General features: G+C 60.4%; 13 protein-coding genes. 7 read left to right on the forward strand and 6 right to left on the reverse strand.

Annotation, left to right across the window (positions count from 1 at the left end; all coding sequences use genetic code 11):
• Positions 1-328 precede the first annotated feature (328 nt).
• A complete protein-coding gene (locus tag IPM84_21615) occupies positions 329-3,271 on the reverse strand; it encodes a hypothetical protein (protein MBK9095304.1) in 2,943 nt (980 codons plus the stop codon).
• Positions 3,272-3,773: 502 nt separating this feature from the next.
• On the opposite strand from IPM84_21615, the gene lon reads away from it, so the two are divergent.
• Positions 3,774-6,152, forward strand: coding sequence for an endopeptidase La (gene lon, locus IPM84_21620; protein ID MBK9095305.1), 2,379 nt, complete (start codon positions 3,774-3,776; stop codon positions 6,150-6,152).
• Positions 6,153-6,344: 192 nt separating this feature from the next.
• Positions 6,345-8,222, forward strand: a complete 1,878-nt coding sequence (locus IPM84_21625; GenBank protein ID MBK9095306.1) for a putative DNA binding domain-containing protein — start codon at positions 6,345-6,347, stop codon at positions 8,220-8,222.
• A 116-nt stretch (positions 8,223-8,338) separates the two neighbouring features.
• On the opposite strand, the gene IPM84_21630 is transcribed toward IPM84_21625, so the two are convergent.
• Positions 8,339-9,256, reverse strand: a complete 918-nt coding sequence (locus IPM84_21630; GenBank protein ID MBK9095307.1) for a decaprenyl-phosphate phosphoribosyltransferase — start codon at positions 9,254-9,256, stop codon at positions 8,339-8,341.
• A gap of 98 nt (positions 9,257-9,354) precedes the next feature.
• Here IPM84_21630 and IPM84_21635 point away from each other — a divergent pair, with 98 nt between their 5' ends.
• From IPM84_21635 to IPM84_21650, 4 genes are all read left to right on the forward strand, one after another.
• Complete coding sequence (locus IPM84_21635; protein MBK9095308.1) at positions 9,355-10,164, forward strand: TlyA family RNA methyltransferase; 810 nt, start codon at positions 9,355-9,357, stop codon at positions 10,162-10,164.
• Between the two features lie 342 nt (positions 10,165-10,506).
• On the forward strand, positions 10,507-14,397 hold the full coding sequence (locus IPM84_21640; GenBank protein MBK9095309.1) for a DNA-directed RNA polymerase subunit beta: 3,891 nt from the start codon (positions 10,507-10,509) through the stop codon (positions 14,395-14,397).
• 78 nt (positions 14,398-14,475) lie between these two features.
• Entirely contained in the window at positions 14,476-18,933 is a 4,458-nt protein-coding gene (locus tag IPM84_21645; GenBank protein MBK9095310.1) for a DNA-directed RNA polymerase subunit beta', read from the forward strand.
• A gap of 264 nt (positions 18,934-19,197) precedes the next feature.
• A complete protein-coding gene (locus tag IPM84_21650; GenBank protein ID MBK9095311.1) occupies positions 19,198-20,130 on the forward strand; it encodes a hypothetical protein in 933 nt (310 codons plus the stop codon).
• A 155-nt stretch (positions 20,131-20,285) separates the two neighbouring features.
• Here the strand turns inward: IPM84_21650 and IPM84_21655 are convergent, their stop codons facing one another.
• Positions 20,286-20,693: a response regulator gene (locus IPM84_21655; protein MBK9095312.1), complete on the reverse strand. Its 408-nt coding sequence runs from the start codon at positions 20,691-20,693 to the stop codon at positions 20,286-20,288.
• A 425-nt stretch (positions 20,694-21,118) separates the two neighbouring features.
• Here IPM84_21655 and IPM84_21660 point away from each other — a divergent pair, with 425 nt between their 5' ends.
• Positions 21,119-21,994, forward strand: coding sequence for a tRNA (adenine-N1)-methyltransferase (locus IPM84_21660; protein ID MBK9095313.1), 876 nt, complete (start codon positions 21,119-21,121; stop codon positions 21,992-21,994).
• Positions 21,995-22,101: 107 nt separating this feature from the next.
• Here the strand turns inward: IPM84_21660 and IPM84_21665 are convergent, their stop codons facing one another.
• The 3 genes from IPM84_21665 to IPM84_21675 form a co-directional block, all read right to left on the reverse strand.
• Positions 22,102-24,210, reverse strand: coding sequence for an immune inhibitor A (locus IPM84_21665; protein ID MBK9095314.1), 2,109 nt, complete (start codon positions 24,208-24,210; stop codon positions 22,102-22,104).
• A gap of 73 nt (positions 24,211-24,283) precedes the next feature.
• The gene (locus IPM84_21670; GenBank protein ID MBK9095315.1) at positions 24,284-24,739 is read right to left on the reverse strand and encodes an NUDIX domain-containing protein; all 456 of its coding nucleotides are present in this window, start codon (positions 24,737-24,739) and stop codon (positions 24,284-24,286) included.
• A 67-nt stretch (positions 24,740-24,806) separates the two neighbouring features.
• Positions 24,807-25,631 carry a hypothetical protein gene (locus tag IPM84_21675; GenBank protein MBK9095316.1) on the reverse strand — a complete coding sequence of 275 codons (825 nt, stop codon included), beginning with the start codon at positions 25,629-25,631 and terminating at the stop codon, positions 24,807-24,809.
• Positions 25,632-25,652: the final 21 nt, after the last annotated feature.

Here is a 25,652-nt window from a genome sequence, read left to right on the forward strand (position 1 = left end):
CGATTGTCGAATGTCGTTTTGCACTTTGCCCCTGCCATTTTACCCCACGTGGCTTGTTTCGCCGAATCGCTGGTCAGTCAGCCTTGATTCGTGTCAATTCATGCAATTCGTGGCAAAGATCCGCCCAGCTTTCTCTGCCACGAATTACACGAATTTGCACAAATCGAGCTTCTGCCTTCGTGTCAATTCGTGCAATTCGTGGCAAGAATCCTCCCAGTTTTCTCTGCCACGAATTTCACTAATTTTCACGAATCGAGCTTCTGCCTTCATGGCGATTCCCCCACGGCCGGTGCTTCGTGATCGTCGTGCTGCTCCCACTATCCCGGCGCTACCGCACCAGGTAAGGCAAGAACTGAGGGTGTGACAGAGTTGTCGCGGCCAGAACGGTGAGACCGCCGCCACCGCTGACGATCACCCTATCTCCTTGAGCAGATAGCTTGTTGACGCCGCCGGGGAGCGATTGGTAGCCAATCAGGCGCGGAGCAGAGGGGTGTGATACGTCGAAGATGAAGATACCCCACGTGGAGCCAACCAGGAGGTTAGCGCCAACCAAAGCGACTGAACTGAGCAAAGGATCTTCTGGAAAGACATATGACCCAAGTTCAACGATCTGTGTCGGGTTGTGAACATCGAGGATGTCCACCCTACTCCACCGTACTGCATAGACAAGTCCGTTGACAATGTCCAGATCGCGATAGGAGCTCTCGTGACAGCACGTTCCCAGGACGGTTGGGTTTGCGGGGTTGCTGACATCAAATAGCGTCAGGTCGGTGCCGGCGACAAATAAGGTTGTGCCTGCAGTCTTCAAAACAAATCCATTCGGCGGAGCTTCGAATTCGGACATCAGGGCGGGATTGGACGGCCGATGAAGATCAATGATTTGGATCCTATGATAGGGATGCGGCATGCGGTATCCCGATACGTAGGCGTATCCAGAGGCTGTCACTGTCTCCTGAATCCTATACAATTCCGGGTTGTATGTCCCCACAACGCCCGGACTGCCCGCCAGGTCCACATCCACCAACTGCAGTGGGCCGGTGCGGTTCGCCACCAACAGCAGGTCACCGCTCATTGCTAAGGCCTCGATCCCACCATAGACCGGAAGCGTAAAGCGGAGCGATGGCCGCGCCGGGTCGCTGAGATCGAAGGCCTGCAGGTTGGCCCGTGCGCCTTCGACGAAGACCGAACTTTCCTGCACGGCAAACGGACTCGAATTCGCAGGCTCAGGTTCCCGATACCGCGCCAATTGACCGGGTAAATGAAGAGACTCTCTGTCCAGGATCATAAGACCCCAGACATCCACAGCCAGGTAGATAAAATAGCGGGTGACGACGAATCCCCTGGCCCCGCCATAGGGCGGTGCATACAGGAACAAAGAGACTGGCCGACTTGGGTCGCGGATGTCAAGGACCCGTATGCCGGTGGTACTGACCAAGTAGGCCTGATCTCCGAATACTTGCACCCGCGCAACCCCAGTATCCTCAAAACGACCACGAAGGCGAGGATTTGCTGGGTCACTAATGTCGAGGATATGCAGACCTAAAGAGGAGGCATAAAAGGCGAGGTTTCCCTGCAAATCAAAATCGGAGACGTTAAGGCCTGTGTTGTAGCGACCGCGCAGAATCGGCTGGGCAGGGTGACTGACATCTATTATCAAGAGTCCATTGTCGTCTTCAGCAAGCCATACCAGGCTGTCCCGAAACCGCACGCGGAATGCCCTGCCTGCGGTGGCGTAAACTCCCCGGATCGTGGGAGACATTGGGTCGGAAACATCTACGATGAGCAGTCCATCCTCTTCGGCAGCGACATACGCCAGTGTCCCGCTGACGTCTACCCAAGATACTCGATGCGAAGACAGAATGCTGAGCAATCGAGGTTTGGCTGGATCTGCCACATCAATGATGACGAGACCGCTTTCACTGTCCGCAATATAGGCCAGTCCCCGATCATCGAACGCGATATGCCTTGCGTCTCCGGGAGTATCGAAGGCGCCCAAGCGGCGAGGGTGGCGCACATCACTCACATCAACGGCTTCGAAACCGGCTTGGCCGAGCGACACCAGCGCCAGATCGTTGCGCACTGCCACATCCCAAACAAAATCGGACATCCCCAGGATGCTTGCCACTGAAAAGGAACTGACCTGATGCACATCGAAGATCACCAGGCCGGCGCTGTCGGTCATGACGTAGGCTTGCTCATCCTTGACCTGGACGGTGAGAGCCGCGCCGTGCGTGCTGTAACTCCCCAGGGAGTATGGCCCCAGGGGATTGCTGATATCAACGACGTGCAGACCAGCGCCGTGTCCGGCCACGAACAGTCGCGACCCCTCAAGCGCCAGATCGAGGCTGTAGCCAGGCAAATTCAGAAAACTGCGACCGACAGGGCGGCCAGGATCGCTCACGTCTACGACCAGGATACCCGCGTTATAGCTCAGGTACGCATAGGTCCCGGCAACAATCACATCGGTTGTCTGGCCGCTGAGCACAATCGATCCCCGAAGTACAGGCGCAGCCGGATTCGTGACATCCACGACCAGCAGCGCCCCACTACTATCTGCAACATAGGCCAGGTGTCCAACAACTGCAATGCCGTTGGTTGCGCTGCGGCTGGCGAAGCGTCCGACCAGCCTGGGCGTTTCGGGGGTGGTAACATCCAGGATATACAATCCACTTTCCGAGTTTGCAACAAACGCGAGACCTCCAGCCACCGTGATGTTCTCACTGAAACTAGGTAGATCGTAATCCGCGACGCGAACGGGTGTGAACGGATCGGTAACGTTGATGATCCGGAGTCCGCCGCTGCGATAGACAACATAAGCCAGGCGCTCCACGACGGTGATCGCCGTGACAACGTCGGGCAAGATGGCGCTGGAGCCAAGCTTTTGCGGGTGGGCGGCGTCGCTGATGTCCAGAATCACCATGCGTGCGCCAACGCCAAGATAGGCGTAGTTGCCACTGATGAACACGGCGCTCCCCCCGCCACCGGTCATGCTGAGCAGATCAAGCGCCACTCGAGAGAAAGGGGCTGCAGTTGGCTGCACCTGCGCACGAATCGAGCCTGCTTCCTCATGCGCAAGCGTGAAGGTTGTTCTCGCTGGCAGCATGGATGGTGGTTGGGCCGCCACAATCGGCTGTCCGAGCAGGCAAATGCAAAGACAACATAAGGTTAAACGGCTTACCAGGCTCCTGGAAAGACTGACGGCGGTCTTGGAAGACAGAGGCGTTGCGCGTGAATTGGACAAACGCGAGCGTGAAGAGGTGAGATGGAACATGACCACGGACTCCTTTCATGCAGCAATCGAAACAGGACGGGTCAGGGAGATTCCCGGAAGGCTTCGGGTTTCTTCGAGAAATCCGAAGTCTGGGAAACCGCTGACTGCTGAAGGAGGTCGCGGGCGGGAGAAAACACTCTCGCCAGGGACTTCCGGCGGCGAGAGACGACTCGGAAGGCGGGGGGCAGGCTTGTGACTGGTGACAGCATACCACGCGCGCGGCGCGCTGTCAAGAGGCAGAATTCGGGGGCAGACCGCGGGATGATCTGTGATTGCCGCTCACCCCGGCTTGTGGTACAATGACGCCTTGTACTTTGTTGCCTGAACAAGGAGGTTGATCGTGCCACTATTTGGACGCGATCGGGGACGCAAGAAGTCAACTGACGAACAGAATACGATCATCGAGCCGGTTGCCAGCCCGCATGTCAACGGGTTTGATGACGAAAGCCATATTCCAAACGATCTGCCCATTTTGCCCTTGCGCGGGGTGGTGGTCTACCCGATGATGTGGCTGCCGCTGACGGTCGGGCAGGAGCGTTCGATTCGCCTGGTCGAATCAGCGGCGGATGACAGCCGGGTCATTGGCCTGGTGACCAGCCGCAACCCCGACGCTGAAGAACCAACGCCCGCAGACCTGTATGAAATCGGCACGGCCGCGGTGGTACACCGCCTGCTGCGCGCGCCGGATGGCACCATCCGCCTGATCGTGCAGGGCTTGGAGCGTATTCGGGTGGGCCGCTATATCCAGGATGAGCCTTTCCTACGGGCGCAGGTGATGGCGGAAGTGGATGCGGAAGAGGACTCGGTTGAGGTTGAGGCGCTGTCGCGCAACGCACAGGACCTGTTTCGCCGCCTGATTCAACTGGTGCCGCACCTGCCGGACGAATTGGAGATGGCGGCCATGAACGTAGAGGATGCGCGCCAGCTCGTCTATCTGATCGCTTCCAGCCTGCGCCTGGAACTGGCCGATGCACAGGAGATCCTGGAAATCAACCGGGTGCGCGATAAGCTGATCAAGCTCAATTCGCTGCTCTCCAAAGAACTGGAAGTCCTGGAGTTGGGCCGTAAGATTCAGTCCGAAGCCCAGAATGAAATGGAAAAGATGCAGCGCGAGTTCTATTTGCGCGAGCAACTGAAGGCCATTCAGAAAGAGCTGGGCGAGGAGGATGAGCAGGCGGCTGAGATCAAAGACCTGGACGAGCGCATCGCCCAGGCCGGCATGCCGGCGGAGGCGCAGAAGGAAGCCAAGCGCGAGTTGGAGCGTCTGCGCAAGATGCCCCCCCAAGCCGCCGAATATGGTGTGATCAAGACCTACCTGGACTGGATGGTCAGCCTGCCCTGGCAGATGGTGACAGAGGACAACCTCGATATTGCGCACGCCCGTCAGGTGTTGGACGAAGATCACTATGACCTCAAGGAAATCAAGGAGCGCATCCTGGAATTCCTCGCGGTGCGCAAGCTGCGCGTGGAGCGCAAGGGGCAGTTTGCGGCCGAAGACGAACATCCCGACCTGATCCGCAAGCAACGCGAAGGCGTCATCCTGTGCTTTGTCGGCCCGCCCGGCGTGGGCAAGACGAGCCTGGGGCTTTCCATTGCACGGGCGCTGGATCGCAAGTTCGTGCGCCTGGCATTGGGTGGCATCCATGACGAGGCCGAAGTACGCGGCTTCCGTCGCACCTACATTGGCTCCATGCCAGGGCGCATCCTGCAGATGCTGCGTCGCGTGGAAAGCCGCAACCCTGTCTTCATGCTCGATGAGGTGGACAAGTTAGGGCGTGACTTCCGCGGCGACCCGTCCGCGGCCCTGCTGGAAGTGCTCGATCCTGAGCAGAATAGCGAATTTCGCGACCATTATCTGGACGTGCCATTCGATCTGTCACAGGTCATCTTCATTACCACCGCCAATTGGCTGGAAACGATCCCTGATCCATTGCTCGACCGCATGGAAATTCTGCAGCTCTCCGGTTACACCGAACTGGAGAAGGTGAAAATTGCCCAGGGTTATTTGATTCCACGCCAGTTGCGCGAAAATAGCCTGCACGCCAGCGAGGTCATCTTCGAAGAGGCGGCGCTGCACCGGATGATTACGGAGCACACGCGCGAGGCAGGCGTGCGTGCGCTGGAGCGACAAATCGGCAAGATCTGCCGCAAGATCGCCACACGCGCCGCGGAACGCGGCCCCAGCAGCGACGGGACGCTGCCGACGATCACGATTACCGTGGACAATCTGACCGAATACCTGGGTAAGGCCAAATTCTACAATGAGGTGGCTGAGCGCACGGAGCGACCTGGCGTAGCCACCGGCCTGGCGGTCACGGCGGTGGGGGGAGACATCCTCTTCATCGAAGCCACGCGTATGGCGGGCAACAAGGGCTTCATCGTGACCGGCCAACTGGGCGAGGTGATGAAGGAATCGGCGCAAGCGGCCCTGAGCTTCGTGCGCTCTATGAGCCGTGACTTGGGCGTGGACGAGGATTTCTTCAACAAGAGCGATATCCACCTGCACATTCCGGCCGGCGCGGTGCCCAAGGATGGCCCCTCGGCCGGCGTGACCATAGCCACGGCGTTGGCGTCCCTGCTGACCGGTCGCCTGGTGCGCTCCAACGTGGCCATGACGGGAGAAATTACCCTGCGCGGGCAAGTTCTGCCGATTGGCGGCCTCAAAGAAAAAGTGCTGGCCGCATCACGGGCCGGGCTGGACACCGTCATCATGCCCAAGCGCAACGAGCCTGATCTGGATGACTTGCCGGATGAGGTGCGTCAGAAGATTCGCTTCGTGATGGTGGAGTCTGTGTCCGATGTTTTTCAGGCCGCCCTGGAGCCACCGGCGGCCCTTGGCGCCCACACAGAACAGACGCCGGCAGTGATAATCCAGCCTTGAGAAGGCAGAAAGGAGAGAATGAGGGTTCGCAAAAGAATGAGCTCCCGCATCTTGCCGAGAAAACGCTGAGAAATACGGGAAGTGCAGTTTTTACGAACCCTTCTTCAGAAAATTATTGGTATGATTGAACCTGAAAGGAGAAGGGTACCCAATTTGGCACCGAAAAAGACTCTCAAACGTCAATGGTGGTGTATGGACATGCACCTGCACACGCCGGCTTCGGCCGACTGGCAGGAGCCAAACACCACCTATCTCGATTGGTTGCAAAAGTGCGAGGCTCGTGGCCTCGACATCGTAGCCATCGCCGATCACAACACCGTCGCGGGCATCGCGCAGTTGCGCCAGGACATTGAACGCCTGGGCTGGCTGGAAGAACAAGGACGCCTGCGCCCGCAAGAAAAACGCACGCTCGACGAATACCGCCGCATCGGCAACAAGCTGTTGGTCCTGCCGGGCTTCGAATTTACAGCCACGTTCGGCTTTCACATCCTCGGCATTTTTCCGCCAGAGACTTCGATCCGTGAACTGGAACTACTGCTCCTGCGCCTCAATGTGCCGGCAACTAAGCTGGATGTTGGCTCAACCGAGGTAGGCGCCACCACCGATGTGCTGACGGCCTACAAGCTGATTGATGAAGCGGGCGGCCTGGCTATCGCGGCCCACGCCAATTCGACCCACGGCGTTGCCATGCGCGATTTCCCCTTTGGCGGCCAGACCAAAATTGCCTACACGCAAGACTCTCACCTGCACGCCCTGGAAGTGACCGACCTGGACAGCCGCAGCCGGCGCGCGACCGACAGTTTCTACAACGGCTCTAAACCAGAATATCCTCGCCGCATGCACTGCATTCAAGGCTCAGATGCGCATCGCCTCCACCGATCCCCAAGCGAAAAGCATATTCTGGGCATCGGCGACCGCGCGACCGAAATCTCATTATCCGATATTTCCTTCGAAGCCATTGCCGAGGTGCTCAAGGGCAGCGATTTTGCGCTGACACGACCCTATCGCCCAAAGAAGGAACCGTTCGACTACATCGCTGCTGCACGCGAGCAAGGCCCCAATATCGTGCAGTCGTTTCATGAAACCTGGACCCGCTCCGGCGGCCGGTTGACCGCCATTCTGAGCGACGTCGTGGCCTTCGCCAACACCAACGGCGGCACGGTCTACGTGGGCGTAAGCGCCACGCGCAAAGGCACACCCACCGGGGTGGAAGGGGCGGACGAAGCGATCGTCGCGCTGAAGCTGGAAATCCAGAGCAAGATCGTGCCGCCGCTCGACGCCACCGTGGACGTGTTGGAATCACAGGCGCGCCCAGTGCTGCGCGTCATGGTGACGGAGGGCAAGGAAAAGCCCTACTGCCTGGATGACAACAAAATTTACGTGCGCCAGGAAGCCGAAACGAGCATGGCGGTACGTGACGAAATTGTGCAGCTCGTGCGCGCCACCCTGCTCGATCAAATGCGGGCAGAAATCAGCACCGAAGCCACGGCCGACAAGAAGGCAGCTCCGGCCAAGGCCCCGCGGCGCAAGCCCAAGGCCGCCAGCGAAACGTTGACGATCACTGCGGCGCCCGAACTGGCCGAGCTTCCTGTCCCGTTCGAGCGGCCAGCGCCAGCCGAGCCTGAAAGCGATGCGGTGCGCGACGACGAGGCAGACGAAATGGCGGCGGCCGCGTTGGCGCTGGTGACCCCGGACGATGGCACACTGCGTCCGCCGCGCGTGGGCGTAGAGATTCTGGAGGCCGAAGCCGGTCGCGGCTCAACGAGTTATGTCATCAAAGACCTGCGCAACGGCGGCGTCATCCGCAACGTCACGCCCAAGTCGGCGCGCAAACTGTGGAGTTACGCCATTGCCCAGCATGAAACCAACCCATTACAGGCAGACCGTATGCAGTGGGTCGGCGACATTGGGCTGTGGCAGGCCAGCAAGCGGGCCGGCAAGATGCGCTACGACCTGGTGCAGCGCATTGGTGACACCCTGCACGTCTATTACGGCGTCACTGATGATGGCATGAGCGGACCGTGGCGCCAGTTCTTGCAGGAGAACGGGGTGTCCGAGACCACGAAGTAAGGGATAAGTAAGGGACGAAAAAACCGCCTTCGGAAGTCTGCGCAGGTGCGTTGCGACCGACTTCCGAAGGCCGGAAATAGATGAAAAAAAGCGGGCATGGCCTTGCGCCTGCCCGCTTAACGCCAGAAGTAGAGTGCGGCGATGACCACCGCGACCCAGAGCACCACATCAATCAGCAAGGGCCAGTCGCGCAGCAGCAGTTCTTCAGGCGCGCCGCCCTGGCCCTGCACGTGGATCAAATAGAGATAGCGAAAAAGCCCGTAAATCACAAAGGGAATGGTGAGCATCATCGCGTGGTTGGCCGGCATGTTGGGCGCAGAGAAGGTGTAAAGCGAATAGGCCATCACCAGGGAGGCCGTGACCATGGCGATCATCTCGTCCAGAAAACGCACCGTGTAGTCTTCGAGGATGGCGCGATGGCTGGCTGCGCTGGCGGTCAACAGGTTGAGTTCGTGACGCCGCTTGCCCATGATCATGAACAGGGCCAGCAACCCCATGCAGACATACATCCAGGGCGAAAAGCGAGCGACACGAATCACGGCCACCCCGCCGGCCACACGCAGCACAAACCCGGCCGCGACCACGATCAGATCAACGATGACGATGTGCTTCAGATAGAAGGTGTACGATAGCGTCAGCGCCAGATAGCCGAGGAGGATCGCGCTGAAGAGGCTGTCAAGTCGGTAGGCAGCTGGCAGACAGACGGCCATGAGCACCGCCGCCGCCGCGACAGCGACCCACGGCGGCAAGATACCGGCCGCCAGCGGGCGCAGGCGTTTGGTGGGATGCTGCCGATCCTTTTCGATGTCAGCCAGGTCATTGATGAGATAACCGGCGCTCGAGACCGCACAGAAACAGACAAAGGCCGCCACGGTGCGCAAGAAGGAATCTATGCTGAAGAGCTGCCCATCGAAAATCAGTGCGGCGAACACGAAGCCGTTTTTCGGCCATTGTCGCGGCCGCATGGCCCTGAAGAGGGCACGTAGAATGACCAGTGGCTGGTTGCCGTTATGAGAGGTTGTGGTTTCAGACATAGGGCCACATCTTACCGTAAACCGCCCGCTTCGTCAAACCAACTTGGCAGGATGCAGGCGCAGATGATGTCATTGCCCCAGGAGTCAGAGCAACGCGCGTGAGCAAACAGCGGATAGATACCCTGTTGATGGAACGGGGCCTGGCCGCGAACTGGGCGCAGGCACGTGGGCTGATTTTGGCCGGGCAGGTCATGGTTGACGGCGCCGTGACCGACAAAGCCGGCGCCCTGGTGAAAAACACGGCCCAGGTGACGGTGCAGCAAGGGGCGGCCTACGTCAGCCGGGGCGGCATCAAACTGGCAGCAGCCCTCGATGCCTTTGCCATTCCGGTGGATGGGCTAATCTGCGCGGATGTCGGTGCGTCCACGGGCGGCTTCAGCGACTGCCTGTTGCAGCGCGGCGCCGCGCATGTCCTGGCGATTGATGTGGGCTACGGGCAGTTGGCCTGGAAACTGCGTCAAGACGCCCGCGTGACGGTGCTGGAGCGCACCAACGTGCGTTATCTATCCAGCCTGCCGGGTGATTGCCTGGTTGACCTGGTTACGATTGATGTCTCATTCATCGGCCTCAACCTGGTCATCCCGGCCGTGGCGCCCTGGTTGCGTGCCCCCACCGGCAGCATCGTGGCACTGATCAAGCCGCAGTTCGAGGCCAGCAAGCAGCAGGTGGGCAAGGGTGGTGTCATCAAAGACACGCGTGTACACTGGGCTGTGCTCACCCAAACGCTGACCTGGGCACAGCGCCAACAGTTGGATATCCTGGGGCTGATTCGTTCGCCAATTACCGGGCCGGCCGGCAACAGCGAGTTTCTGGTTTGGCTGTGCCCCGGCAGCGGCGCGGGCGCGGTGTCGGCCCTGGTTGACGGCTGCCTACCGGCCGACAACACGCCGATCCTGTCCGTCTCCTGACCGGCAGCCAGCCAGGCCCGCGCCGCCGCACCGCACCGCACCGCACCGATGGCGGTAGCTTTTTTTGACACAGCGCGTCGTCCACGCTATAATTGCTGCTTGCACGCAGTGCATCTGCACGTTGTCCATGGCCTATCATGAAGTTGTTATCGAGAGACACCCATCCGCGGAGGAATTGGGTCACGAAGACCTATCCGCAAGATGGGTCATTTGTTGTTTAATGGGCAATATCTGGACAGCGGCAGGCCCAGTATTGCCTTCCGATCTACCTGCCAGTTGACTGACAGATTGCACAACCACGGCATCGGTTGATGCGAGCCTGATCTAAGGAGTGGAGAGCGCATGACGAACTTTGCCACTGGTCGCCAGAACATACCGGCTTTTCGCAAGAACTATGGTCGTATCCATGATGTTCACCCCCTACCACCGTTGATCGAAGTCCAGTTGGAAGCCTTTGAATGGTTCAAGGCCGAAGGATTACGCGAATTACTCGAAGAGATTTCGCCGATTGTAAGCTTCAACAAGCAATTAGAATTGCATTTTGGTGATTTTTGGTTTGGTACACCAAAGTATTCAGAGAAAGATTGTCGCGATCGCGATATGACGTTTGCCGCGCCGCTGTGGATCAAGGTACGCCTGATCAACAAGGCCACCGGTGAGATTCCCGAACAAGATGTGTTCATGGGTGATTTCCCGCTCATGACCGAGAATGGCACCTTTGTCATCAACGGCGCGGAGCGCGTGGTGGTCAGCCAGCTCATTCGTTCGCCTGGTGTGTACTTCAAAGTGGATGAAGACCGCACCACCGGCCGCGAGCTGTGTGCTGCCAAGCTGATCCCCAGCCGCGGCGCCTGGCTTGAGTTCGAGACCAGCAAGCGTGATATCATTTCGGTCAAGGTGGACCGCAAACGCAAGCTGCCGGTCACGATTCTGCTGCGCTCCATCGGCTTTGGTAGCGATGAAGAAATCTACGAGTTGTTCCGGGACGTGGATACGGTACCCGAACATCAGTACATCAGCGCAACCCTGGAACGCGACCCCACCTCGACGCCCAACCGTGGCGATTCCGAAAAGGGCATGCGCGACGCCTTGTTGGAGTTCTACAAAAAGTTGCGCCCTGGCGACCCGCCAACCGAGGATAACGCCCGTAGTTTCATGCAGAACCTGCTCTTTGTGCCGCGTCGCTATGACCTGGGCAAGGTTGGGCGCTACAAGCTGAACAAACGGCTGGCTTCGCAGGTGCCGCTGGCGACCCGCATCCTGACCAAGGAAGACCTGGTTGCGGTCATCGCACGCATCATCCAGGTGAACAACGGCGTCTTTGCCGAGGATGACATTGACCACCTGGGTAATCGCCGCGTGAAGACCGTGGGCGAGTTGATTCAGAATCAGCTGCGCATCGGCCTGCTGCGCATGGAACGCGTGGTGCGCGAGCGTATGAGTACGCGTGACCCGGAGCAGGTCACGCCGCTGGCACTGGTCAACATTCGCCCGGTGGTGGCTGCAACGCGTGAATTCTTCGGCGGCAGCCAGCTCAGCCAGTTCATGGATCAGACCAACCCACTGGCCGAGTTAACCCACAAGCGCCGATTGAGCGCCCTCGGACCTGGCGGTCTTCGTCGTGAACGCGCCGGCTTTGACGTGCGCGACGTTCACCACAGCCACTATGGCCGTATCTGCCCCATCGAGACGCCGGAAGGCCCCAACATCGGCTTGATCGGCTCGATGGCGACCTTTGCACGGGTCAATGAGTATGGTTTCATCGAAACCCCGTACCGCCGCGTCTTCAGCGCGGTGCCCAACCGCGCCGACAACCTGACGGGCCGAATCCTGCGCGAACGTCTGGTTGATCCCATCAGCAAGGATGTGATTGCCGAGCCAGAGACGGAAATTACCGCGGACATGGCTGAGTTGATCGCGTCTTATGCTGAGGCCTACAGCGAGGTGCGGGTCAAGTCCTTCGCCTCCACGAACGTCGTCTACGCAACGGCCGATGAGGAAGAGAGTTTTTCCATTGCGCAGGCCAGCGCCGCGCTCAATAGCCGTGGCGAGTTCCTCAACCCACGCGCATCGGCGCGCCACAGCAAGGATTTCCTGTTCGAGGTGCCGGAGCGTATCGAGTTCATGGACGTGTCGCCCAAACAGAGCGTCAGCGTGTCAGCCGCGTTGATTCCGTTCCTGGAGCATGACGATGCCAACCGCGCGCTGATGGGATCGAACATGCAGCGCCAGGCCGTTCCCCTGTTGCGCCCCGAAGCCCCCATCGTCGGCACCGGCATGGAATACCAGGCGGCCGTGGACTCTGGTCAGGTGGTGGTTGCCCGCAAACCGGGCGAGGTTACCAGCGTGACCGGTCGAGATGTGACGATCCTGGAAGAGGATGGCAGTCGCCGCGTCTACGCGCTGCGCAAATTCAACCGCTCGAACCAGTCCACTTGCATTGACCAGCGCCCTGTCGTCCGCAAGGGCCAGTGGGTGCGTGAGGGCGCCGTCCTGGCCGATTCAAGCTCGACGGAGGTCGGTGAACTGGCGCTAGGGCAAAATGTACTGGTGGCCTTCATGAGTTGGGACGGCGGCAATTACGAAGACGCCATCCTGATCAGTGAACGCATGGTCATGGAAGACAAATATAGCTCCATCCACATCGAAAAGCATGAGGTGGAAGCGCGCGATACCAAACTGGGGCCGGAAGAAATCACCCGCGATATTCCCAACGTGGGTGAGGATGCACTGAAGGACCTGGACGAGGAAGGCGTGATTCGCGTCGGCGCCGAGGTGGGACCGGGCGACATCCTGGTCGGCAAGATTACACCGAAGGGTGAAACCGAACTGACGCCAGAAGAAAAATTACTGCGAGCCATTTTTGGCGAAAAGGCGCGTGAGGTCAAGGACTCCTCGCTGCGTCTGCCCCACGGCGAAAAAGGCAAAGTGGTAGACATCAAGGTTTTTGGCCGCGATGACTACCGCGACCTACCGGCAGGCGTGGAAAAAATGGTGCGCGTCAGTGTGGCACAACGGCGCAAGATCATGGAAGGTGACAAGATGGCCGGCCGTCACGGCAACAAGGGTGTCATCTCCAAGATCGTGCCAGTGGAAGACATGCCCTACCTGGAGGATGGCACACCGGTGGACATCATCCTCAATCCGTTGGGCGTGCCGGCCCGTATGAATATCGGTCAGGTGCTGGAAACCCACTTGGGCTGGGCAGCCGACCGCTTGGGCTTCCGCACCAACACCCCCGTTTTCGATGGCGCCAAGGAGCGCGAGATCGAGGCCGAACTGGCCCGTGCCTGGTTGATTGACCTGGCCTGGCGCGACGCCTCGCAGCGAGCCTGGCACTGGGTGGCGGCACAAGGTATCCCCGCCGAAGAGATCGAGGATGATGCCGATGCCCGTACCCGCTTCCTGATTGATTTCCTGTCGGAGCGCGGGTATGACCCGGAACTGGTGCTCAGAGATACGACCTTTGCACGTCGCGCCACGCTGCGCGAGTGGCTGAGAGATCAGGGGTATCATCCCGATGACGTTTTGATGTTCGAGGATGTGGCCTACAATCGCGACCTTCGCGACCGCGCGGACACCCAGGCCATTGATGTCTGCCTGCACGAATGGATCAAGTATTACGATCCAGACACCAGCCCGGGGACATTGGCCCTGTCGGAATTAGCCTTGCATGAGGCGGCCGAGCAGGTGAGCCTTAAAGTCGGCTGGCCCCTACCCACGACGGGCAAACAGGTGGTGCATGACGGCCGCACAGGTGATCGCTTCGACCGCCCAGTGACCGTGGGCATCATCTACATGCTCAAGCTGGCACACTTGGTCGAAGATAAGGTGCATGCCCGCTCTACCGGCCCGTACTCGCTGGTGACGCAGCAGCCGCTCGGTGGCAAGGCGCAGTTCGGCGGTCAGCGCTTCGGAGAAATGGAAGTGTGGGCGCTGGAAGCCTACGGCGCCGCGCACATCCTGCAGGAAATGCTGACGGTCAAATCGGACGACGTCACCGGGCGTGTGAAGACGTACGAATCAATTGTCAAGGGCGAGCCGATTGCCGCGCCGGGCGTTCCAGAATCGTTCCGCGTGCTGGTGAAAGAACTGCAATCGCTCGGCCTGTCGGTTGAGGTCATCAACGAGAAGGACGAGATCATCCAGTTTGGCAAGGAAGATACCGATGAGCGCCTGCCGAAGCTGGGATTTAGCCTGAGTTTACCGGGGCCAATGGCCGGACGCGACTGAGAAATGCTGCAGGCCGCGCGTCGAACGAACGGTTCGACGCGCGGTGTTCAGCGTTGCGCCTTTCGATAGGGGGTAACCGTGGAAGTAAACGATTTTGATGCGATTCGGATTAGTCTGGCGTCGCCGGAGCAAATTCGCTCCTGGTCACACGGGGAAGTCCTGAAGCCAGAAACAATCAACTACCGGACGCTGCGGCCCGAACGTGATGGATTGTTCTGTGAGAAAATTTTCGGTCCCACGAAGGACTGGGAGTGCTACTGCGGCAAATACAAGCGTGTGCGCTACAAGGGTATCAAATGCGATAAGTGCGGCGTCGAAGTGCTGCCCAGCCGCGTGCGCCGCGAGCGCATGGGGCACATCGAGCTGGCCTCGCCGGTCAGCCATATCTGGTACGTCAAAGGTGTGCCCAGCCGGCTCGGCCTTCTGCTGAACATCTCGCCGCGCAACCTGGAGCGCGTGCTCTACTTTGCCCAGTTCATCATTACGCGGGTAGACGAGGAAGCGCGGGCGCGCATGATTCAGCGCCGCGACCGCGATCTGAATCTCAAACTGCAGCGCATGGAAAATGACCTGCAGACCAAGCTGGCCGATTATGAACATCGCCTGGCCGATGCCCTGACCCGCCTGGACAATGAAGAAGCGCGCCGCATCGGTGACATCGAAGATGAGATGGCGCGTAAGACCAACGAGGCGATGGGCACGGGCAGCCAGATTCAACGCCAATTGGAAGGCCAGATCGGCAAGGTCGCGGCCGAGGCTGTGAACCTGCCCTGGCTGAGTGACGCCCTGGTGCCGGTCGGCGAGCCGATTGACCGCCACAGCCTGAATCGGCTGGGCGATAGTATGCAGCAGCGCCTGACCGAGATCAAGGAGTCCGGTGATCAGGACAAGGCGCAGATTGGTCTGCAGGCGGCTGCTCGGCGCGACCGCTTCCGCCATGAGGTGTCCGAGAAGAGCGAAGGTCAGCGCCGGGATGTGGAACGCGAAAAAGAAAAACTGCGCGTGACCCATGATCAGGATGCGGCCGAGATCAAGAGCATCAAGGAGCTTGATCTGCTGACCGAGACCCGCTACCGCGAACTACAGGAGCGCTGGAGCTCGCTGTTCGATGCCGCCATGGGCGCCGAAGCCATTCGCGATGTCGTGGCCCGCATTGACCTGAACAAGATGGCCAAGGAACTGCGCCACGAGATTCGCATCAGCAAGTCGAAGCAGCGCCGCAAGAAGGCAGCCAAGCGCCTGCGCGTGGCCGAATCGTTCCGCAAGTCGGGCAACCGGCCGGAGTGGATGATCCTGACCGTGCTGCCGGTCATCCCACCGGATCTGCGCCCGATGGTGCAGTTGGACGGTGGACGTTTCGCGACCAGTGACCTGAACGACCTGTATCGCCGCGTGATCAATCGCAACAACCGCTTGCGCCGCTTGCTGGAGCTGGGCGCGCCCGATGTCATCGTGCGCAATGAAAAACGCATGTTGCAGGAAGCCGTGGACAGCCTGATTGACAACGGGCGCCGTGGCCGGGCCGTCAGCCGCAGCGGTAAACGTAAGCTAAAGAGTCTGAGCGACATGCTCAAGGGCAAGCAAGGACGCTTCCGCCGCAACCTGCTGGGCAAGCGCGTGGACTATTCGGGCCGCTCTGTGATCGTGATCGGCCCCACGCTGGCCCTGCATCAGTGCGGTCTACCGAAGAAGATGGCCCTGGAGCTGTTCAAGCCCTTCGTCATGCGCAAACTGGTGGAAGCCAACTTCGCGCACAACATCAAGAGCGCCAAGCGCCTGGTGGACCGGCTCAGTCCGGAAGTGTGGGACGTGCTGGAAGAGGTGTCGTTGGAGCGGCCGGTGCTGCTCAACCGTGCGCCTACGCTGCACCGCCTGGGCATTCAGGCCTTCGAGGTGGTGTTGATCGAAGGTCATGCCATCCAGATTCACCCGCTGGTCTGCTCGGCCTTCAACGCTGACTTCGACGGCGACCAGATGGCCGTGCATGTGCCGTTGAGCGATGAAGCGGTGCGTGAGGCGCGCGAACTGATGCTGTCGTCACACAACCTGCTGAAACCGGCCAGCGGCGAGCCGATCGTCGGGCCGTCCAAAGACATGGTTCTCGGCATGTACTGGCTGACGGGTGAAAAGCCGGGCGTCAAGGGTGAAGGCAAGGCCTTCGGCAACATGGACGAGGTCAAGCTGGCCTATGACCTGGGCGCGGTGGATCTGCGTGCCAAAATCAGGCTGCGCTACCACGATTGGCTGCGCGACGTGTCCCTGGGCAACCTGCACTTGGGGCCGAAGGCGCACGCCGCGCTGGAAGCAGCCGGCGTCACCACAGCCGCCCAGGTGGTCGAGCTGATGCAGCAGGCGTCAAGCGGCCAGCCCTCGCCGGTGATCGGTCATACTGAGGAAATTCGCGCACATCTGCTGCGCCTGGGTGTGGCCGCCGAAGCCCCGCGGATGCATGGTCTCATCGAAACTACGGTTGGACGCGCGATATTCAATATGGAGCTGCCGCGCGAGCTGCAGTTCGTCAACAAAGTGATGGACAAAGGCTCGGTCAACACGGTGGTTGCCGACTGCTACCATCGCCTGGGTGTGCGTAAGACGGCCGACCTGGTGGACAAGATCAAGCAACTGGGCTTCATCTACGCCACCCGCAGCGGTATGACGATTGCGGTGAGCGACATCCAGGTGCCGGAAATCAAACAACAGATCATTCAGGACACCACCACCGAGGTCGAGAAGGCCGAGCGCCAATATCGCCGTGGCCTGATCACGGAAGAGGAGCAGTACAACCGCATCGTGGAGCTGTGGACGCGTGCCACCGATGACCTCACGCAGGCGGTGAAGCAGCAGTTGGATCCGCTGGAAGGGCTAGGCGCGATGGCTATCAGCGGCGCCACCAAGGGCGGTGTAACGCCCATTCGCCAATTGGCCGGTATGCGCGGCTTGATGGCCGACCCTTCAGGTCGTATCATTCCGCTGCCCATCCGTTCCAACTTCCGCGAGGGCCTGACCGCCCTGGAATACTTCCTGAGTACGCACGGCGCCCGCAAGGGTTTGGCCGACACCGCGCTGCGCACCGCCGACGCCGGTTATCTGACTCGCCGCCTGGTAGACGTGGCGCAAGATGTCATCATCAGCGTGGACGACTGCGGCACCGACGCCGGCATCTGGATCGAAGCCTCCGTGAGCAGGCTCATTGGCGAGGCGTTCGGTGATCGTCTCGTTGGGCGCTATGCGGCCGGGGCCATCCTGCATCCACAGACCGGGGATGTCATTGTGGAGAAGGGCCAGATGATTGACGAGGTGGCCGTATCGGCCGTTCTTGCGGCCAAGGTGCAGCGAGCCTATGTGCGCTCGCCCTTGATCTGCACGCTGACTTTCGGCCTGTGTGCCACCTGTTACGGGCGCGACCTGGCCCGTGGCGGCATCATCCGCCAGGGCGAGGCGGTCGGCATCATCGCGGCGCAGTCCATCGGCGAGCCGGGCACGCAGTTGACACTGCGCACCTTCCATACCGGTGGTGTCGCGGGCACCGAAGACATCACGCAGGGTCTGCCCCGTGTGGAGGAATTGTTCGAAGCACGCAATCCCAAGGGCGAGGCTGTCATTGCTGAGATTGACGGCAGTGTGGGCATCTATTGGGAGGGCGAGCAGCGCAAGCTGAAGGTGACGAACACCAAGCTGTTGTCGCAAGAACGTGACATTCCACGCCACTTCCGCCTGGCGGTCGGTGACAGCGATCGCGTGCAGGCCGATACGCCGCTGGCTGTGGCTGTGAATGAGCAAACGGGCGAGCCGATCAACATCACGGCTGGGCTGGATGGTCACGTTTTCATCGAGGAAACCGATGACGGCTGGCGGGCGGTGGTGCGCCGCGAGGAAACTACGGTCTGGGAAAAGGCCATTCCGCCGAGCGCACGTCTGCGCGTGGACAAGGGCGACGTGGTGAAATCGGGTCAGCAGTTGACCGAAGGCGCCAAGAACCCCAAGGAAGTGCTGCGCATTCAGGGCCGCGACACCTGCCAGCTCTACCTGGTGGAAGAGGTGCAGAAGGTGTACCGCTCACAAGGCGTGAACATCCACGACAAGCACATCGAGGTGGTCGTGCGCCAGATGATCCGCAAGGTTCGGGTGCGCGCGACAGGCGATACCGAGTTCCTGCCGGGTGAGTTGGTTGACCGCTTCAAGTTCGACGAGGCGAACCAACGCCTGATCGAGCGCGGACGCACCCCGGCGCGTGGTGATACGGTGCTCCTGGGCGTCACCAAAGCCTCCTTGAACACGGAAAGCTTCCTGGCCGCGGCCTCCTTCCAGGAGACGACACGCGTGCTGACGGAAGCGGCGGTACGCGGGGCGCAGGATAACCTGCGCGGCCTGAAAGAGAATGTCATCATCGGCAAGCTGATCCCGGTGGGCACCGGCTTCGAGAAGCGCCGCCAGCGCGTGCGCACCGAAGGGCACGATGTGGGCCGCGAAGAAGCCGCCCTGGCCGAGCGTGGCCTGGCCGCCGAGCATGGCGACGTGGAAGCCGATCCTGATTGAGCGACTAGCCGGGCGCTGGCATGAGCCGGCGCGGCAGTAACCGGTTTTTGTACGAGAGAACGGGAGATCAGCCCTGGCTGGTCTCCCGTTTTGTTTGGGAAGAGGGCAAACCTCACCATACGTGCCGCAACCATTCACATTTTTTTCACAGGGGAGTTGCCGACGCAATTTGGCAATTCACGCAACTAGGCACAATCGGCTGAGTGTGCTAGAATACGTTCACTCGTTCCACTTTCCCCTGCGTTCATGTTAGGAGGTATGCACATGCGTAGAACTACTCGGTCTCTGTTGGTCCTCGGTCTCGTGCTGCTGCTGACTCTGTTCAGCGTCTCGCTGATGGCAGCCCAACCGAGCGCGCCCGTCTCGGATGACGGCCCCACCCTGGCAGGCGTCAATGCACCGCCGACTCAGCGCGTCGGCCCTGGCCCCAGAAGCCCCTACAGCGATCTCTTCGACAATGGCCCCCTGGTCAACAGCCCAGGCACCGGCCCCGGCGGCAGCGACGAGAGCATCGCGCTGAACGTCACCGTGGGTCTGACCAGCCGTGGCTTCAACGCATCGGCCAGCGGCCTCTTCCGTATCTCTGACGATTTCGCCATTCCCAGTGGGGCGAGTTGGCAGATCACCGGGGTTCGCCTATACGCCTACATGGGGGGATCGCCCACTTCGCCCAGCCCATTCACGGCAGTCAATTACCAGATCTGGAACGGCCCGCCCAGCGACCCCGGCAGCACCGTGGTCTTTGGCGACACTACCACCAACCGCCTGGTGAGTTCAACCTGGGCCAACATGTACCGCCGCCAGGAGTCCACTCCGACCGACTACACCCGTCCCGTTTTCGTACTCAACAACAGCGCCGGGGTGACGCTGGCGCCAGGTCACTACTTCATTGACTGGCAGGTGGACGGAGACATCAACTATACCGGGCCCTGGCAGCCGCCGGTGACGATTGACGGGCAGACCACTACGGGCGATGCCCAGCAGATGGTCAGCGGCGTCTGGCAGCCGGTTGTGGATGCCGGCCTGCAGACTCCCCTCGGTGCGCCCTTCGTCATCGAAGGCACGGTAGTCAATCCCACGGCCGTCGAACTGAGCAGCCTGCAGACCGACAGCACTCCCAGCCTGTCCTGGCTGCCCCTGACAATCCTGGCTCTGTTGGCCGCCGGCCTCACTCTGCGTCGCCGCCTGGTGCGCTAACAATTCGTATCAACGCCGGACTTGGGCGACAAACCGGGTCCCTGGTTGAATCGAAAAAAAATAACAGGGCGTGGCATCTGTGTTGATACCACGCCCTGTTGTGTGATCGTTACAAAGCGGGCGACTGTGCATATCGCGGCAACGATGACGCAAACCTAGGTGCGTTCGACAACCGGCTGACTCCGCTCAGACAAAACCCGCCCGATCGTCCCGATCAAATCGTGCATGAAAAACGGCTTGGTGACGTATGCCTGCGCCCCCGCCACGTGCAGACCATAATCACGGTCCTGGGCCAGGGCTTTGGCCGTCAGAATGATCACCGGCATGTGCTGCAGCGCAGCGTCCGCCCGGATACGCCGCAGCACCTCCCAGCCGTCCATCCCTGGCATCATCAGATCCAGCAGCACCAGGTCGCATGGCTGCTGCCTGAGCAATTCCAACCCCGCTGGGCCATCAGCGGCTGTGAGCATGTCGTAGTCCTGGCGTGCCAGAATCAAGCGCACCAGTTCGACAATCTCCGGTTCATCTTCGATATAGAGAATCGTTACCCTATTTTCGCTCATCAACAAGTGCCTCCGCTTTTGACGCCGTCCACGATGCATGAATACTGTGAGCGTCACCCATTGGGAACCTGCGCGCCCTGGCGATGCTGCGGGCAAGACGCCCGCGCGCCCAGCCTGTGACGCTCTCGGAGGGTGCATTTCAGTCCTGGGGCACAGCCCACGCAGGTGGGCGTCGCAGTCGTTGCAGCGACTTGCAGTCGCCGGGCCTGCCCCCAATTTGAAATGCACCCCTCTCCGGATGTTCAATTGCAGCGCAGCGCTGCCCGCGGTATAATCGGTGCTCCCGTTCTCCTGGGGTTACAAACCAAAATCCCCTCAGAAATTCGTTTTCGGCGAGAGAGCGATTTCTGACAACGAATTTTGCCGACAACAGAGCAAAGGGAGCAACTACCTTGTCCGCACTCGCCCAGTCCAACGATCTTGTCTTGCTTGTCAGCGAGGACGAGAAACGCTACCTGGTTCGCCTCAAAGCCGGCTCGATTTGGCATTCTAATCGCGGTCGTCTCCCGCACGACGCCCTCATTGGGCAGCCGTTTGGGCAAACCGTGCAGACCCTCATCGGGCGCCCGCTGCTGATGCTGGAACCGACAACATACGATCTGATCTCGCTGCTCAAACGCGTCACGCAGATCATCTTTCCCAAAGATGCGGCCCACATCCTCATGCGCCTCAACCTGTTTCCGGGCCGCCGCGTGTTGGAGGCGGGCACCGGCAGCGGCGGTTTGACGCTGGCCCTGGCGCGGGCCGTCATGCCCAGCGGCCATGTCTACACCTACGAGATCAAGCCGGAGACCTTCACCCTGGCCAAGCGCAACCTGGAAAGCCTCGGCCTCTTGCCCTACGTCAGCCTGCAGCAACGTGACGTGACCGTCGCCGGCTTCGACGAACAGGATGTGGATGCCTGTTTTCTTGATCTGCGCGAACCCTGGGCGACCCTGCCCGCTGCCGTGACTGCTCTGAAGACCGGCGGCATCTTCGGCAGCCTGGTGCCCACCACGAACCAGGTTGAAGAGATGCTGCGCGCCCTGCAAACACACGGCTTCAGCGATATCACCGTGGAGGAGCTGCTGCTGCGCAGCTACAAACCAGTGCCCGACCGCCTGCGCCCCGCCGACCGCATGGTGGCCCACACAGGCTACCTGATCTTTGCGCGCAAACTGGCAGAAGGTGAAGCGCATCGCTGGCGACCGCGTGAGCAGAAACGCTATGCCGGGCGCCTGGCGGCCCTGGCCGGCCCGGTCACTACATCCCCCGACAATGACCTGGCCGACGCTGACGACGCCGAGTTGGCGACGCTTTGACTTTGCCGGCCAAATCGTGCTGACCCCTGTCTTGCGACGGGGGTCAGCATTTTTTGTTATCCGTTACATCCGTCAAACTCCAAGCCGGCTTCGTGACCCGACTGAGTCTATTGCTGCCGCACCTCGAAGTTGTACGAGGCCGGTTCCGTTGTGACCGGGGCGATGGCGCTGACGATCAGGTAGGCCACCTTGCCATTGTTGCCAATGGCCGGCACGACGAGCGAGCCGCGACCATCTGCACCGACCTCCATCACCGACACCTTGACGCCTTGACGATCCTGTTCCACCACCTGAATCAGCCAGCGCTGGGTCAGCACGTTATCGGTGCGCAGCCAACCCTTGCTGATCCAGCCCCCGTCGCCATCTTCGACATCACTGCTGTAGTTGAGTTCAGGGATGCTGATATCATCGAGCAGAATGCCCGGCTCATTAGCCGCGTCGTCGGTAATGTACTGGAAACGCACCTGCACCTGCTGGCCTGCATACGCGCTCAGGTCAATGCTCTCCTGCACCCATTCCGGTGCGCGTCCGCCGCCGCTGACGCCGGTGTAGCCTGCGCCGAAGCTGTTGCCGTTCGGATTTGTGGTCACACTATAACGACCTGCCAGAATGGTCCAGGTCGCGCCCGCGTCGGTCGAGGTTTCGACATAGGCATAGTCGAAGTCTTCTTCCAGGTCGTACCAGGCCCAGAAGTCCAGCGTCGCGTTCTTGACCCCACTCAGGTCGAAGTCGTGCGTCAGGGTGGCGTCGCTGTCATCGGTGCGATTGCCCCACCAGGTGAAGGCGCCGCTGTGAGGCTCTGCATCCACCAGGCCAACGGTGGTGCTGCCGCTGAAGTCAATCGTCACATCACCGCTGCCCTTCAGCGCAAAGTAGTCGGCGGCATACTGAGAAACCTGACCGCCATCTTCGACGGCCGGGTAGCGCCGGAAGCTGGCCTCAAGGCTGACCTCACCGGGGTCTGCGGATTGATAGCCAAAACGGCCATTATGCACGGACGGATCATCGAGCAGATTGGCGACAATCCAATCGGCAAAGACGGCATCAAAGTTGGCGCTGGTGTTGTTGGCAGTCAACACGTCGTCGAAGCCGGCAATGCCGTTGAGACCCGATGCAACCAGCGAGCGCGTCATCTCTTCACCGAACTGCTCCAGGAAATAGGCCATGAACAGATACGCGCTGCCGTAGTGCGGGGCGTTGGTGCCAGGCTCGGAACCCCAGGTGGTCAACTGCGTGTCCGGGTTGGCCGTGAAGGCGCGGTCGGCGCCGCCCGGATCGAAATCGTTGAGCGCCGAGGCAAGCTCGGACGAGCCTTCGTTGACCCACGTCTCTTCATTGCGGTCGTTGTGCCAGTGGATCATGTGCTGGAACTCGTGCGCCAGGGTCCCATCGTAGAAATCGGTGCCTGGTTCGTTGTTATCAATGTTGATGTAGAACATCTCCTTCTCGTTGGAGAAGGGTTGGGCCTTGCGCGAGAATTCATCCGCGGAGGAGTAATAACCGGCAATGCTGTCGCCCAGGTCGCTGGCGTGCAGAATGTGCAGATGCACGTCGTTGTCAACGCCTGGCGTCCATTCGCTGCCGAAAAACTCCCGATTGGTGGGATAGGTCTTGGCCTCGAACAACTCGGCCGAACGTTCCAGGCCGTCTTGATTGACACGTTGGTCCTTTTCAACCCACATGAAAAGGTGTGGCGTCTCATAGCGCAGCTCGGCCTCGATCTCGAAGTGGCGGTTGTCATCCACATTGCTCACCGTGAAGGTGGCGACATCGCCCACCTCGAACACGGGTGGCGTTGAATTGACGGTTTCGGGAATGTCACCGATACCCGGACGCAACTGCATGGCCAGCAAGCGCAGATCACGCTCTGGCACGTTGACTTCTCGCAGCAGGCGCTCGGTCTCCGAACCGGTATCGGAACTGGAGACGGTTGGGCGCGGTGTACCCGCGACCGCGGTGGACCGCGCCGGCGGGGTGGAGGTGACACGCGGTGTGCGCGGGGTGGGCGTGCCGGCCACACGGGTGAACTCAACCACCGGCGTGGACCAATCGCTGATATTGGATTCACCCATGAAATTGAAGAAGATGGTGCCGCCGGCAATCAAGGCCAGGCAGCAGCAGCACAGGAAGATGGCCGCGGCGCCCAGGACGATCCACAGCGTGCGCTGTGAAGAGGGCGTGGCCGGGGCTGATTCAGGCAGTGGAAATTGACTCATCCGTTGGGAACTCCTCGTTGCGTGATAATTGACTGACTTGATGGATTGGATCAGAGGTGTGCGCTTGGTCCCATCACCTGGTATGCACCAATCCTTCGTCCCCGCGATCCAACCAGGCGCGGGCACGACGCACAAACTCGCGTTCTGTCTCATAAGAGAGATGAACCACGGCTTCGTCGAGCTTGAGCCAGCCAGGTTCAAACTGAAGCTCATGGGCGTCACGCGCGACCTGGCGCGGGCTGCCAAGTCGAAACAGGAAATAAAACTCCTGGCGCATCACATGTTGATTCTTCTCTGGTAAATCGAATTCGACCACCTGTACGCCCAAGCTTGTGATCAACTGCAAATCGGCGTACCCTGACTCCTCTCGGATTTCGCGTGCCGCTGCGTCTTCCAACAGCTCACGCGCTTCGACATGCCCCTTGGGTAGGCGGATTTCGTTGTTGCGCGAACGGTAGAGTACGAGGATGGCACCCTGTTCATCCAACACCACACCGCCCGCCGCGTCGTAGGATACGCGTCTTCTCACAAGTCATTCCTCATGCTCACGACTCCATCTTACGGCTCCGTCGGCGCTCGGCAAGTCCGGAATACAGCTAAGGCACTGGCTGCCCCACCGCAAACGGATAGGGCGATTCGGGGAACGGCGCCGACCAACATTCCTGATCCAGGGGCAGGACGCCGCCGCCAATCGTCAGCGCGCCGGTGGCATCCAAGTCAATATAGACGCGACGCCACGGTACATAGAAAAAGGTGTAGCTGCGCAGGCAAACGCGCCATTCCGGCCCTGTGGGCGGCGGCAGGCCGGGCGCATCGGGCTGCAAACGTTGGGGCAGACGCCGCACATCCTCCAGCGCCAGACGCTGAATTCGCCAGTCCAGGCCGCCCAGCGCCCGCGCAGCCAGGCGTTTGGCATTGATCCCCAGACGCTGCGGGTCACCACGCACGGCCGGCTCCGGCGGCGCGGCGTAGCGCGGAATCAACGACCACAGGCCAACCACAACCGCAGTGATCAGCAGCACCTTGCGCCAGGCATATGCCGGCGGCAGGCGCCAATTCCGCTCGGCCGCACTCCAGAGGGCTGCCACCAGGAGCAGCAGCAGGCCATGAAACAGAAAATTGATCCCCAGCCCGATCGGGCTGACCGTCCACGTGCCATGCATGGTGCTGAGCGCCGTTGGCACCGGGTAGCCGCGCCAGCCGGCGCACAATTCAGGGCATCCCGCCAGATAGTCCGGCACTTCGAACAACTGACCCGCCGACCAGGTGAATAACCCCGCCAACGCCAGCGCCAATGCCAGCCCATAGCCCCAACGTCGGCTGCGCTCACGCCACCAGATGATCAAGAGCAGCAGCGCAACCAGACCTGCCAGCGTCACCAGGAAAACAGTGGTTTGCGATTGCAGCCACGTCGGCGTCATACGCGACCTTTGCCAAAAACA

Source organism: Candidatus Amarolinea dominans (assembly GCA_016719785.1).
GTDB lineage: Bacteria > Chloroflexota > Anaerolineae > SSC4 > Amarolineaceae > Amarolinea > Amarolinea dominans.

What these genes read in the sequence shown, in the direction of transcription:
- IPM84_21615 (MBK9095304.1), bottom strand. Translation starts at nt 3,271, where the DNA reads ATGTTCCATCTCACCTCTTCACGCTCGCGTTTGTCCAATTCACGCGCA.
- lon (MBK9095305.1), top strand. Translation starts at nt 3,774, where the DNA reads ATGATGTGGCTGCCGCTGACGGTCGGGCAGGAGCGTTCGATTCGCCTG.
- IPM84_21625 (MBK9095306.1), top strand. Translation starts at nt 6,345, where the DNA reads ATGGACATGCACCTGCACACGCCGGCTTCGGCCGACTGGCAGGAGCCA.
- IPM84_21630 (MBK9095307.1), bottom strand. Translation starts at nt 9,256, where the DNA reads ATGTCTGAAACCACAACCTCTCATAACGGCAACCAGCCACTGGTCATT.
- IPM84_21640 (MBK9095309.1), top strand. Translation starts at nt 10,507, where the DNA reads ATGACGAACTTTGCCACTGGTCGCCAGAACATACCGGCTTTTCGCAAG.
- IPM84_21650 (MBK9095311.1), top strand. Translation starts at nt 19,198, where the DNA reads ATGCGTAGAACTACTCGGTCTCTGTTGGTCCTCGGTCTCGTGCTGCTG.
- IPM84_21655 (MBK9095312.1), bottom strand. Translation starts at nt 20,693, where the DNA reads ATGAGCGAAAATAGGGTAACGATTCTCTATATCGAAGATGAACCGGAG.
- IPM84_21665 (MBK9095314.1), bottom strand. Translation starts at nt 24,210, where the DNA reads ATGAGTCAATTTCCACTGCCTGAATCAGCCCCGGCCACGCCCTCTTCA.
- IPM84_21675 (MBK9095316.1), bottom strand. Translation starts at nt 25,631, where the DNA reads ATGACGCCGACGTGGCTGCAATCGCAAACCACTGTTTTCCTGGTGACG.